Raw genomic sequence first — 11,877 nt, 5'->3', positions numbered from 1 at the left:
GCCTTTTGGCCGCGTGGGGCCGGGGAATGGCGGCAATTATACCGGGGGGACCGGGGCCGCCAGCGGCGCCCGGCGGCGGTCGACGTCGGCAAATGCGCACCGGCACCCCCGCCTCCCCTATAATTTGACGTTTTCCCGGCCCGACGCCGTGGCGCCCCGACTGTTTTCGATGGAATCCGATCAGTCCGCCCAGCGGCCAGCCCCGACCCGCATACCTCGACATCCCCAAGCATGACCGCCCAAGACCAGTCCCTTGCCAAGAGCTTCGAACCCGCCGCCATCGAGGCGAAATGGGGCCCCGAATGGGAGCGCCGCGGCATCGCCCAGCCCACGATGGACGCCAATCGTCCCGATTTCGCCATCCAGCTGCCGCCCCCCAATGTGACCGGCACGCTGCACATGGGCCACGCGTTCAACCAGACCATCATGGACGGCCTGACGCGCCACGCGCGCATGCGCGGCGCCAACACGCTGTGGGTGCCGGGTACCGACCACGCGGGTATCGCCACGCAGATCGTGGTGGAGCGCCAGCTGGAAGCCCAGGGCGTGTCGCGCCATGACCTCGGCCGCGAGAAGTTCGTCGAGAAGGTCTGGGAGTGGAAGGAGGAGTCGGGCTCCACCATCACGCGCCAGGTGCGCCGCATGGGGGCGTCGATCGACTGGACGCGCGAGTACTTCACGATGTCGCCCGAGATGTCGCAGGCCGTGACCGAGGTGTTCGTCCGCCTGTTCGAACAGGGCCTGATCTACCGTGGCAAGCGCCTGGTCAACTGGGACCCGGTGCTGGGCACGGCCGTGTCCGACCTGGAAGTGGACAGCGTGGAAGAGGAAGGCTCGCTCTGGCACATCCACTACCCGCTGGCCGAGCCGGACGCCGTGCACGGCCTGACCCACCTGACCGTGGCCACCACGCGCCCGGAAACCATGCTCGGCGACACCGCCGTGATGGTCCACCCCGAGGACGAGCGCTATGCGCACCTGATCGGCAAGTTCGTGCACCTGCCGCTGACCGACCGCAAGATTCCGGTCATTGCCGATGAATACGTGGACCGCGCGTTCGGCACGGGCGTGGTCAAGGTCACGCCGGGCCACGACTTCAACGACTACGCGGTGGGCCAGCGCCACAACCTGCCGCAGCTCTCGATCCTGACGCTGGACGCCAGGATTGTCGCCGACGCGCCGGCCGCCTACGCCGGCATGGACCGCTTCGCGGCGCGCGAAAAGATGGTGGCCGACCTGAAGGAACAGGGCCTGCTGGGCGAGGTCAAGAAGCACAAGCTGATGGTGCCGCGCAGCGAGCGCACGAGCACCGTGATCGAGCCAATGCTGACCGACCAGTGGTTCGTCGCCATGAGCAAGCCGGCTCCCGAGGGCACGTTCTATCCGGGCCGCTCGATTGCCGAAGTGGCGCTCGACGCCGTGCAGAGCGGCGAGATCAAGCTCGTGCCCGAGAACTGGAACAGCACCTACAACCAGTGGCTGGCCAACATCCAGGACTGGTGTATCAGCCGCCAGCTCTGGTGGGGCCACCAGATCCCGGCCTGGTACGACGACGCCGGCAACTGCTTTGTCGCCCGTACCGAGGAAGACGCCCGCGCCAAGGCCCAGGCAGCCGGCAGCACCGGCCCGTTGCGCCGCGAGGAAGACGTGCTGGACACGTGGTTCTCGTCCGCGCTTGTGCCTTTTTCGTCACTCGGCTGGCCAGAAAAGACGCCGGAGCTGGAGCACTTCCTGCCGTCGTCGGTGCTGGTCACCGGCTACGACATCATCTTCTTCTGGGTGGCCCGCATGGTCATGATGACCAAGCACTTCACCGGCCAGGTGCCGTTCCACACCGTGTACGTGCACGGCCTGGTGCGTGACTCCGAAGGCAAGAAGATGAGCAAGTCCGAGGGCAATACCCTCGACCCGGTGGACCTGATCGACGGCATCGAACTCGAACCGCTGCTCAAGAAGCGCACCACCGGCCTGCGCCGCCCGAAAGACGCGCCGCGCATCGAATCCAAGACCAAGAAGGAGTTCCCGGACGGCATTCCCGCGTTCGGCGCGGACGCCCTGCGCTTCACCTTCGCCTCGCTGGCCACGCTGGGCCGCAACATCAACTTCGACACCGGCCGGTGCGAGGGCTACCGCAACTTCTGCAACAAGCTCTGGAACGCCACCCGCTTCGTGCTGATGAACACCGAAGGCCATGACTGCGGCATGGGCCCGTGCAGCAACGACTGCGGCCCGGACGGCTACCTGCACTTCTCGCAGGCTGACCGCTGGATCGTCTCGCTGCTCCAGCGCGTGGAGGGCGAAGTCGAAAAGGGCTTCGACGAATATCGTTTCGACAATATCGCCAGCGCAATCTACAAGTTCGTCTGGGACGAGTACTGCGACTGGTACCTGGAACTCGCCAAGGTGCAGATCCAGACCGGCACCGAGGCCCAGCAACGCGCCACGCGCCGCACGCTGCTGCGTGTGCTGGAGACGGTGCTGCGCCTGGCGCACCCGATCATCCCGTTCATCACCGAGGAACTCTGGCAGAAGGTGGCCCCGCTGGCCGGGCGCGCCAAGGGTGACGGCAGCGAGACCATCGCCCTGCAGGACTACCCGCTGCCAGCCGCCGCCAAGATCGACGAAGCCGCCGAAGCCTGGGTGGCCCAGCTCAAGGCCGTGGTGGATGCCTGCCGCAACCTGCGTGGCGAGATGAACATCTCGCCGGCCCAGCGCATTCCGCTCTACGCCCGCGGCGACAGCACATTCCTGAACGCCGCCGCGGCGCAAATCCAGGCACTGGCGAAACTTTCCGAGGTGAAGGTGTTCGAAGACGAGGTCGCCCTCCAGAAGGAAGGCGCCGGGGCGCCGGTGGCCATCGTCGGCGGCAATCACCTGCTGCTGAAGATCGAGATCGACGTCGCGGCCGAGCGCGTGCGCCTGGGCAAGGAGATCGACCGGATCAGCAACGAAATCGGCAAATGCCGGGGCAAGCTGACCAACGAAGCCTTCGTGGCCAAGGCGCCGCCCGCGGTTGTGGCGCAGGAAACACAGCGTTTGTCGGATTTCGAACAGACGCTGGCCAAGCTCCAGGATCAACTACAGCGTCTGCCCGCCTGACGGGCCCGCCACTTCTGCGTCGCCGGCACGGAAGTTGCGACTCGACTGGCATCCGGCCTCGTCCATGTGTAACGACATGTGACCATTACGTCAGCGTCGGACGAAGCCGGACAGACGGCGCCCTCCCTGTACGGCACGGTGTTACACCGGATTGAAAAGGAAAGCTGAAATGGAAAACCGCGTCACCAAGGCCGTCTTTCCGGTCGCTGGGCTAGGTACCCGATTCCTCCCTGCGACCAAGGCGAGTCCCAAGGAAATGCTGCCAGTGGTGGACAAACCGCTGATCCAGTACGCCGTGGAAGAAGCCATGGCCGCCGGCATCACGGAAATGATCTTCGTCACGGGCCGCTCCAAGCGCGCCATCGAGGACCATTTCGACAAGGCGTACGAACTGGAAATGGAGCTGGAGGCCAAGAACAAGCAGGCCCTGCTCGATGTGGTGCGTTCGATCAAGCCGTCGCACGTGGAGTGCTACTACGTGCGCCAGCCCGAGGCCCTGGGCCTGGGCCACGCCGTGCTGTGCGCGGCCAAGCTGGTCGGCGACACGCCGTTCGCCGTCATGCTGGCGGATGACTTGCTCGACGGCGAGGTGCCGATCATGAAGCAGATGGTCGACGTCTATAACCACTACAACTGCTCGGTCCTGGGCGTGGAAGAGATCGCGCCGGAGCAAAGCCGCTCCTATGGCGTGGTGGAAGGCCGCGAATGGGACGAGCGCGTGATCAAGATATCCGGCATCGTCGAGAAGCCGGCCCCCGAAGACGCCCCGTCGAACCTTGGCGTGGTGGGCCGCTACATCCTCACGCCGCGCATCTTCGACCATATCCGCGAACTGAAGCCGGGTGCCGGCGGCGAGTACCAGCTGACCGATGCCATCCAGTCGATGCTCGACCAGGAGCAGGTGCTGGCCTACCGCTACAATGGCGTGCGCTACGACTGCGGCAGCAAGCTCGGCTACCTGAAGGCCACCGTCGAGTTCGCCCTGAAGCACCCGGAAGTGCGCGACGAATTCCGCGCCTATCTGGCCCAGCGCGGATAAGCGCGCCGCCCCGGCATGAAAAAGCCGCCTCGATCGAGGCGGCTTTTTTTGTGGCCAGATGGGCCCAGATAGCCCAGGCGGCCTTAGCGGCGCTTCATGTAGAACACGAACACCTTGTCCACCTCGGCGTGCGACAGCAGCTCGTTGCCAGTCTGCTTGGCGAAGGCCTGGAAGTCACGCGTGGCACCCGGGTCGGTGGCCAGCACCTTGAGCACGTCGCCGCTGGCCATGTCCGCCAGCGCCTTCTTGGTCCGCAGGATCGGCAGCGGGCAGTTCAGGCCGCGCGCGTCCACTTCTTTCTGGAAGTCCATTCCTCTCATCCCACTTATTTTTGGTCGATGCCGTATTGTAACGAAGCGGCGACCAGGCTGAAGTCTGTCGGCCGGCGCGGGTCGGGGATGTCCTCGCCCGAGGCGCGGTCAAAGAAGCGCACGGGCAGCCCGCGCCGCTCCAGGAAATCGGCCACGGCAAAGCCGGTGCCGGCGTTCCAGATCCGCACCTTCTCGGGCGCCACGAGCTTGTATTCGGCCAGTTCCTCGGACAGTTCGATGCGCCCCGTCGCCTTCACGTGATAGGCGATGATCAACTCGTTCTTGCGCATGAACTCGTAGACGCCGATCAGCGACGCGGATTCCGTGTCGAGATTGGTCTCCTCCTTGAGTTCGCGCGCCACGCCCAGCTCCGGCGTCTCGTCGCGCTCCATGAAGCCGGTGACCAGCGCGAACATCCCCTCCGGCCATACCGCGTTGCGCGCCAGCAGCAGCTTGTCCTCGTACTCGACCACCGCCGCCAGCACCGGCAGCGGGTTGTTCCAGTGCACGAAGCCGCAGCCGTCCTGCACACAGGCATGGCGATAGCGGCCGGACATCGGCAGGTGTTCCAGCGGCGCCCCGCATTGGGGGCAGAAACGGTACGGTTGCATCGGAGGGGGCTCCAGGGGTTCAGAGGGCGCAGGCCGCGCGAATATCGGCGGCGAACGCTTCTACGGTCTCGGGCTGCAGGTCCCACGAACACATCAGCCGGCAACCGCCCGCGCCGATGAAGGTGTAGAACAGCCAGCCCTTGGCGCGCAGCGCCTCGATGGCCGGCAACGGCAGTTCGGCGAAGACCGCGTTCGATTCGGTCGGGAACATGATCCGCACGCCGGGAATATCGACGATGCGCTGGTGCAGCAACTGCGCCATCGCGTTGGCATGCCGGGCGTTGGACAGCCAGACATCGTTCTCGAGCATGCCCAGCCACGGCGCGGAGATAAAGCGCATCTTCGACGCCAGCTGCCCGGCCTGCTTCACCCGGTAGGCGAAATCCTCGGCCAGGCGGCGGTCGAAGAACACCACGGCCTCGCCCACCGGCAGGCCGTTCTTGGTGCCGCCGAAGCACAGCACATCCACGCCGGCCCGCCAGGTGATCTCGGACGGATGCACGCCGAGCGCCGCCACCGCATTGGCGAAGCGCGCGCCGTCCATGTGCACGCGCAGCTGCCGCCGCTTGGCAATGGCGGCGATGGCGCGCACTTCCTCCACCGTATAGACCGTGCCGACTTCCGTCGACTGCGTGAGCGAGACCACGCGGGGCTTCGGATAGTGGATGTCCGTGCGCCGCGTGACCAGCGCCTCCACCGCATCGGCGGTCAGCTTGCCGTTGACGCCGGGCGCCGTCAGCAGCTTGGAACCGTTCGAGAAGAATTCCGGCCCGCCGCACTCGTCCGTCTCGATGTGCGCCAGCTCGTGGCAGATCACCGAGTGGTACGACTGGCACAGCGACGACAGCGCCAGCGAGTTAGCCGCCGTGCCGTTGAACACGAAGAAGACCTCGCAGTCGGTCTGGAACAGGTCCCGGATGCGGTCGCAGACCTGCTGGGTCCAGGAATCGTCGCCATAGGCCTTCTCGTGGCCGCTGGCGTTGGCCTCGAGGAAGTATTTCAGCGATTCCGGGCAGAAGCCGGCGTAGTTGTCGGAGGCGAAGTGCTGCATGGGCCGGGCTTTACTTCTTGTCGATCCAGAGCTCGCCGCCGGTGGCCCAATTCTCGCGCTTGATATCGGTGATGATGATGTCCACTGCCGACACCGAGCAGCCCAGCGTCTCGCAGGTGACACGCGTCACTGCCTCGACAAACTTGCGCTTTTGCTCGACCGTGCGGCCTTCGAACATCTCGACGTGAAACGTGGGCATGCTGCTGACTCCTTTTTTAGGGATTTTGCGAGACTCAGTCTCGGTAAGAGGGATCGATTCTATCGAGTTTGCGCAGCAGCGAGGGCCATTCCATCTCGCCCTCGACGGCGCCGTTGTCGTACAGCTGCATCGAGGTGCGCTCGGCCACGTCGGCCGGCGGCTGCACCGTGGCGCGGCCCGCCTGCGCCCCAAGCTGGATCTCGCAGGCCTTGACCAGGGTAGCCATCAGCACGTAGGCCTCGGCCACCGTGCGGCCCACCGTCAGCGTGCCGTGGTTGCGCAGCAGCATGGCTGGGTGCTGGCCCAGCGACACCGTGAGCCGGGCCCCTTCGGCCGGAGTGAACGCCAGGCCCTCGTAGTCGTGATAGCCGATGCGGCCGTGGAAGCGCATGGCGTGCTGCGACAGCGGCAGCAGCCCGTCTGCCTGGGCCGAGACCGCGATGCCGGCCGTGTTGTGCAGGTGCATGACGCAGTGCGCATCGGCCCGCGCGGCGTGCACGGCGGCGTGGAGGGCGAAGCCGGTCACATTGACCGGGTGCACGGTCTCGCCGACCACCTCGCCCCGGCCATTGATCTTGACGAGGTCCGACGCGCGGATCTCGTCAAACGCGAAGCCGAACGGGTTGATCAGGAAGTGGTCCGGCTCACCGGGCACGGTGGCCGAGATATGGGTGTAGATCAGGTCGTCCCAGCGCGCCAGCGCAGCCAGCCGGTAGGCGGCGGCGAGATCGGTGCGCACGCGCGCCTCCTCGGCGCTGACGGGAACAGCCGGGCCCGCGGCACGCGCGGGCTGCAAGGCAAAAGACATGGGGACATTCGCTCCGCGGCCGCCCTGCTGCGAGGCGTGCTCCAGACACGTGCGGGTTCAGTCCCGGTCGAGTGGGCGGCGCAGGCGTAACTGTAGCGCAGTCAGCGCGGGGCGGCAGCGTGCCGCACCGGCATGGCGCGGACCATCCAGCCGAGGATGCCCGCCCCCACCATCAGCGCGGCGGCGGCCGTGGCCAGGGAGGCCGCAAAGCCGCCGGTGCGCGCCACCAGCGTGGTGGCCAGCGGCGGGCCGGCAATCTGCCCGAGGGCGTAGGCGGCCGTCATCAGCCCGATCAGCTTCGGCGCGGCGGCGCCCCACAGCCGGCGCGCCTCGCGCATCAGGAACGACACCAGCGCCGTGAACGGCAGGCCGACGAGCAGGCTGCTCAACGCGAAGCCCGGCACGGTCGGCCAGAATGCCGCCACGGCCACGCCAATCGCCTGCACCGTGTACAGGATCATCGCCACGCGGCGATTGTCGTGATGCATGCCTACGCGCGTGACCAGGAAGGCGCCCACAGCCACGCCGACGCCCAGGATCGGCCAGAACAGGTCCGCCCAGACCGTGCCGGGTATTGCCTGGCGGGCGATCACCGGCAGGAAGGTTGCCGTGATGATGTAGCCGAACCCGGCGAGGCCATAGGCCACGGTCAGGGCCCAGGTTTCGAGATCGAGCCGGGGTGCCGGGGCGGGCGCATCCTTGCTGCCCGCCTGCCCTGCCCGCGCCGGAACGGACGGCGGCGGCGCGCCGAATACGCGCCAGACTGGCACCAGCATCAGCACGCCCAGCACCGTGAAGGCGATCCAGCCCCAGTTCGCCAGCCAGTGCGCGCCCACCATGCCGAACACTGACAGCCCGGTCACAACAATCCCCACGCCGGGGCCGCAGAACATGAGCCCGCCCAGCGTGGGGTGGCCCAGTTCGTCCAGCCGCTGCATGCACCAAGCGGTGGCGTAGACCATCACCAGCGCACTGACCACGCCCGCAATCGTGCGCCATACCAGCCACGCGGGCATGCCGCCCGGCAGCGCCATGGCCAGCGTGAGCAATACGGTGAGCACCAGCGACACGCGCACCATCCGCGCGGGATCGGGGCGGATGAACAGGCACAGCAGCGCGCCCAGCAGGTAGCCGATGTAGTTCAGCGTGGCCAGTGCCCCGCCTTCGGCCAGCGTGACGGTGCCGTCGTGCAGCATCATCGGCAGCAGCGGCGTGAAGGCAAAGCGGCCGATGCCCATGGCCAGCGCCACCGACACGAAGCCGGCCATGGCCACCGCCCAGGGTCCGGCGGTTTGGGAGGCGGCCTGGGCGGCGGAGACATCGGTATTCACGAGCGACATGATCGGGGAGGGGTCGGGTTCGGCTGGCGGCCAGCGGGGTTCCTGACTATCCTAGTCGCATTCATCCATCACCTAAAATGAATTATTGAGATAGCATCAATCTCAATTCAAGAAGGAAGTCGATCATGGACCTCGCCGAACTCGAAATCTTCCGCGCCGTGGTGGAGGCCGGTGGCATCACACGCGCCGCCACGCGGCTGCACCGCGTGCAGTCGAACGTGACCACGCGCATCCGGCAACTGGAGCAGTCGCTCGGTGTGGAGTTGTTCCTGCGCGATGGCAAGCGCATGGTGCTCACCCCGGCCGGGCAGACGCTGTTCGACTATGCGCGGCGCATCCTGCAACTGTCCGACGAGGCCCGCCACGCGGTGCAGCCGGTGCGGCCCCATGGGCGGCTGCGGGTGGCATCGATGGAAAGCACGGCGGCCAGCCGGCTGCCGACGGTGCTGGCGCGCTATCACCAGGCGTGGCCGGACGTCGAACTGGAACTCGTGACGCTGCCGACCCGGCAGGCGCTGGACGCACTACGCCGCTTCGAGGTCGATTGCGCCTTCGTCGCCGAGCCGCTCGGCGATGCCGAACTGGTCACCCGGCCCGCTTTCACCGAGGAGCTGGTCATCATCGCCAGCGCAAAGCATCCGCCGATCCATTCGCCCGCCGACCTGGAGCGCCCCACCCTGCTCGCGTTCGAGGCCGGCTGCAACTACCGCACGCGCTTCGAGCAGTGGTACACCCGCGATGGCCACGCGGCGGGGCGGGTGATTCAGCTGGGCTCCTACCATGCCATCGTCACTTGCGCGGCAGCCGGTATCGGCGTGGCGATCATGCCGCGCTCGGTGCTGGCGCTGTACCGCGACCTGCCAGAGATCAGCATCCACGCGCTCGGCGACAAGGGCGACGTGACCACCGTGCTGGCGTGGCATCCGGCGATGGGCAGCGCAGCGCTGACGGCGCTGGCCGACATGCTGCCGGGTGCCCCGGACGCCACGCGGAAGGCCGCCTGACCCTTCCGCTTCGGGTCCCTTGCCCGCGCCGCGGCGTGCAAGATGTGGCCGGTCGCCTACACTCGAAGTGGCGCGGCCACGGCATACTCGCGGGCCGCGCCCCGCCATGACATTCGTCTTTGCGTCGCTACGATCTTTGGTTTGCCAGATGGCGTTGGGGGTAGCCTTGCTCTTCGCCCTGCCCCCAATGGTCTCCGCCCAAGGCGCCTCCGCGCCGGCCGCGAAGGCAGGCGTGGCCCCTGTCTATGTCATCCCGATCAAGGGCGCCATCGGGCCAGCCAGCGCCAGCTTCGTCACGCGCGGCATGGCGCAGGCGCAGAAGCACAACGCGCAGTTGATCGTGCTGGAGATGGACACGCCCGGCGGGCTCGACGTAGCCATGCGCGACATCATCCAGGCCATCCTCGCCTCCCCCGTCCCCGTGGCGACCTTCGTCCACCCGGGCGGCGCGCGGGCCGCTAGCGCCGGCACCTACATCCTCTATGCCAGCCACATTGCCGCGATGGCGCCCGGGACCAATGTGGGTGCGGCGAGTCCCGTCGCCATCGGGGTGGGCGGCCCCAAGCCAGGCGCCGCCCCCTCCCCCGCCAGCGCACCGGCCAGCGCCCCTAGCAACGAGGACACCATGGCGCGCAAGCAGATGCACGACGCCTCCGCCTACCTGCGCGGGCTGGCCCAACTGCGCCAGCGCAACGCCGACTGGGCCGAACGCGCGGTGCGCGAGGCCGTGAGCCTCTCCGCCGACGAGGCGGTGGCCCAGCACGTGGCCGACCTCGTGGCGCCGGACTTGCCCGCCCTACTGCGGCAGGTCGATGGCAAGCGGCTCCAGGCGGCCGGGGTGTCCCGCGTGCTGCACACCGCCGACGCGCCCATCGTCACGGTCACCCCGGACTGGCGCGCGCGGCTGCTGGCTGTCATCACCGAGCCCAGCGTGGCGCTGATCCTGATGATGATCGGCATCTACGCGCTGCTGTTCGAGTTTTCCACGCCGGGCATGGTCGTGCCGGGCATCGTCGGCGCCATCTGCCTGCTGATCGGCCTGTTCGCGCTGCAAATGCTGCCGGTCAACTATGCGGGGCTGGCGCTGATCGCGCTTGGCATTGGCTGCATGGTGGCCGAATTCTTCCTGCCGACGTTCGGCGCGCTCGGGGTGGGCGGCATCATCGCCTTCGCCTTTGGCGCGGTCATGCTGATCGACACCGACGTGCCCGGCTTCGGCGTGCCGCTTACGGTGATCGCCGCGCTGGCCGGGGTGTCAGCGCTGTTCCTGGTCGGCATGTCCGCGATGATGATGCGCTCACGCAAGCGCCCCGTGGTCAGCGGCGCGGACACGCTGGTCGGCAGCCTGGCCGTGGTCATCGACGACACCCAGGCCGACGGCTGGGCGATGTTGCACGGCGAACAGTGGCGAATTCATGGCGAAGGCCCCCTTGCGCGCGGTCAACGGGTACGCGTGACCGGGCGGCGCGGGCTGGTACTGGAAGTCGTGGCCGACATGGCCGCATCCCTGGAACACAACGGAGCGTGATATGGCATTCGGAATCAGTTTCGGCGGGCTGATCTTCCTGCTGGCATTGCTCGTGGTGGCCGCGATCCGCGTGCTGCGCGAATACGAACGCGGGGTGGTCTTCATGCTCGGGCGATTCTGGGGCGTCAAGGGGCCCGGGCTCGTGCTGCTCATTCCCGGCGTGCAACAGATGGTCCGCGTGGACCTGCGCACGGTCGTCTTCGACGTGCCGCCACAAGACGTGATCTCTCACGACAATGTGTCGGTAAAGGTCAACGCCGTGGTCTATTTCCGGGTCGTGGACCCCGAGCGGGCCATCATCCAGGTGGCCAACTTCCTCGAGGCCACCAGCCAGCTCTCCCAAACCACGCTGCGGTCCGTGCTAGGCAAGCATGAACTGGATGAAATGCTAGCCGAGCGCGAGAAGCTCAATCTCGACATCCAGAAGGTACTCGATGCCCAGACCGACGCGTGGGGCATCAAGGTGTCCAATGTCGAGATCAAGCATGTGGACCTGAACGAGACCATGATCCGGGCCATCGCCCGGCAGGCAGAGGCCGAGCGGGAACGGCGGGCCAAGATCATCCACGCCGAAGGGGAATTGCAGGCGTCGGTGAAACTGCTGGAAGCGGCGCAGATGCTGGCGCAACAGCCGGAGGCGATGCAGTTGCGGTATCTCCAGACGCTGACGCAGATTGCCGGGGATAAGAGTTCTACGATTGTTTTTCCGTTGCCGATGGATTTGGTTAGGGGGTTGATGAAGTAATTGGCGTTTGGGTTTTGGCGGCGTTGGCTGTTGATGGCAACGGCATGCTTCACATCGCCCTGCGAACAAAATCCCCCACCGCAACAAAAACAAAAAGGGCGCCCCAAACTCCAGGGCGCCCTTCTCAAAAAGCTAGTAAAAC

General features: G+C 66.8%; 11 protein-coding genes. 5 read left to right on the top strand and 6 right to left on the bottom strand.

The window, feature by feature from the left end:
• The first annotated feature begins 231 nt into the window (after positions 1–231).
• A complete protein-coding gene (locus AB4120_RS00850; protein WP_149135475.1) occupies positions 232–3,099 on the top strand; it encodes a valine--tRNA ligase in 2,868 nt (955 codons plus the stop codon).
• Between the two features lie 169 nt (positions 3,100–3,268).
• Positions 3,269–4,138: a UTP--glucose-1-phosphate uridylyltransferase GalU gene (gene galU, locus AB4120_RS00845; protein ID WP_149135474.1), complete on the top strand. Its 870-nt coding sequence runs from the start codon at positions 3,269–3,271 to the stop codon at positions 4,136–4,138.
• A gap of 83 nt (positions 4,139–4,221) precedes the next feature.
• Here galU and AB4120_RS00840 read toward each other — a convergent pair whose 3' ends face one another.
• From AB4120_RS00840 to AB4120_RS00815, 6 genes are all read right to left on the bottom strand, one after another.
• Positions 4,222–4,449 carry a sulfurtransferase TusA family protein gene (locus AB4120_RS00840; protein ID WP_092134760.1) on the bottom strand — a complete coding sequence of 76 codons (228 nt, stop codon included), beginning with the start codon at positions 4,447–4,449 and terminating at the stop codon, positions 4,222–4,224.
• Positions 4,450–4,463: 14 nt separating this feature from the next.
• On the bottom strand, positions 4,464–5,060 hold the full coding sequence (locus AB4120_RS00835) for an NUDIX domain-containing protein (protein ID WP_144198102.1): 597 nt from the start codon (positions 5,058–5,060) through the stop codon (positions 4,464–4,466).
• A 19-nt stretch (positions 5,061–5,079) separates the two neighbouring features.
• Positions 5,080–6,111 carry a threonine aldolase family protein gene (locus AB4120_RS00830; RefSeq protein WP_149135473.1) on the bottom strand — a complete coding sequence of 344 codons (1,032 nt, stop codon included), beginning with the start codon at positions 6,109–6,111 and terminating at the stop codon, positions 5,080–5,082.
• 10 nt (positions 6,112–6,121) lie between these two features.
• A complete protein-coding gene (locus AB4120_RS00825) occupies positions 6,122–6,310 on the bottom strand; it encodes a 4-oxalocrotonate tautomerase (protein ID WP_144198100.1) in 189 nt (62 codons plus the stop codon).
• A 34-nt stretch (positions 6,311–6,344) separates the two neighbouring features.
• Positions 6,345–7,118, bottom strand: a complete 774-nt coding sequence (locus tag AB4120_RS00820; RefSeq protein WP_149135472.1) for a class II aldolase/adducin family protein — start codon at positions 7,116–7,118, stop codon at positions 6,345–6,347.
• A gap of 101 nt (positions 7,119–7,219) precedes the next feature.
• Positions 7,220–8,458 (bottom strand): YbfB/YjiJ family MFS transporter, encoded by a 1,239-nt coding sequence (locus AB4120_RS00815; protein WP_441641747.1) that lies wholly within the window; start codon positions 8,456–8,458, stop codon positions 7,220–7,222.
• Between the two features lie 125 nt (positions 8,459–8,583).
• On the opposite strand from AB4120_RS00815, the gene AB4120_RS00810 reads away from it, so the two are divergent.
• The 3 genes from AB4120_RS00810 to AB4120_RS00800 all read left to right on the top strand — a co-directional run bounded on the left by AB4120_RS00810 (position 8,584) and on the right by AB4120_RS00800 (position 11,735).
• Positions 8,584–9,462: a LysR family transcriptional regulator gene (locus AB4120_RS00810; protein WP_149135470.1), complete on the top strand. Its 879-nt coding sequence runs from the start codon at positions 8,584–8,586 to the stop codon at positions 9,460–9,462.
• Positions 9,463–9,568: 106 nt separating this feature from the next.
• Positions 9,569–10,990, top strand: coding sequence for an NfeD family protein (locus AB4120_RS00805; protein ID WP_441641746.1), 1,422 nt, complete (start codon positions 9,569–9,571; stop codon positions 10,988–10,990).
• 1 nt (position 10,991) lies between these two features.
• Positions 10,992–11,735: a slipin family protein gene (locus AB4120_RS00800; RefSeq protein WP_149135469.1), complete on the top strand. Its 744-nt coding sequence runs from the start codon at positions 10,992–10,994 to the stop codon at positions 11,733–11,735.
• The last annotated feature ends 142 nt before the right edge of the window (positions 11,736–11,877 follow it).

This window comes from Cupriavidus sp. 2KB_3 (assembly GCF_052115685.1).
Lineage (GTDB): Bacteria > Pseudomonadota > Gammaproteobacteria > Burkholderiales > Burkholderiaceae > Cupriavidus > Cupriavidus campinensis.
The sequence above is the reverse complement of the archived record's forward strand: the minus strand, read 5'-3'. Positions and strand labels throughout refer to the sequence as shown.

What these genes read in the sequence shown, in the direction of transcription:
- AB4120_RS00850 (WP_149135475.1), top strand. Translation starts at nt 232, where the DNA reads ATGACCGCCCAAGACCAGTCCCTTGCCAAGAGCTTCGAACCCGCCGCC.
- galU (WP_149135474.1), top strand. Translation starts at nt 3,269, where the DNA reads ATGGAAAACCGCGTCACCAAGGCCGTCTTTCCGGTCGCTGGGCTAGGT.
- AB4120_RS00840 (WP_092134760.1), bottom strand. Translation starts at nt 4,449, where the DNA reads ATGGACTTCCAGAAAGAAGTGGACGCGCGCGGCCTGAACTGCCCGCTG.
- AB4120_RS00835 (WP_144198102.1), bottom strand. Translation starts at nt 5,060, where the DNA reads ATGCAACCGTACCGTTTCTGCCCCCAATGCGGGGCGCCGCTGGAACAC.
- AB4120_RS00830 (WP_149135473.1), bottom strand. Translation starts at nt 6,111, where the DNA reads ATGCAGCACTTCGCCTCCGACAACTACGCCGGCTTCTGCCCGGAATCG.
- AB4120_RS00825 (WP_144198100.1), bottom strand. Translation starts at nt 6,310, where the DNA reads ATGCCCACGTTTCACGTCGAGATGTTCGAAGGCCGCACGGTCGAGCAA.
- AB4120_RS00820 (WP_149135472.1), bottom strand. Translation starts at nt 7,118, where the DNA reads ATGTCTTTTGCCTTGCAGCCCGCGCGTGCCGCGGGCCCGGCTGTTCCC.
- AB4120_RS00815 (WP_441641747.1), bottom strand. Translation starts at nt 8,458, where the DNA reads ATGTCGCTCGTGAATACCGATGTCTCCGCCGCCCAGGCCGCCTCCCAA.
- AB4120_RS00810 (WP_149135470.1), top strand. Translation starts at nt 8,584, where the DNA reads ATGGACCTCGCCGAACTCGAAATCTTCCGCGCCGTGGTGGAGGCCGGT.
- AB4120_RS00805 (WP_441641746.1), top strand. Translation starts at nt 9,569, where the DNA reads ATGACATTCGTCTTTGCGTCGCTACGATCTTTGGTTTGCCAGATGGCG.
- AB4120_RS00800 (WP_149135469.1), top strand. Translation starts at nt 10,992, where the DNA reads ATGGCATTCGGAATCAGTTTCGGCGGGCTGATCTTCCTGCTGGCATTG.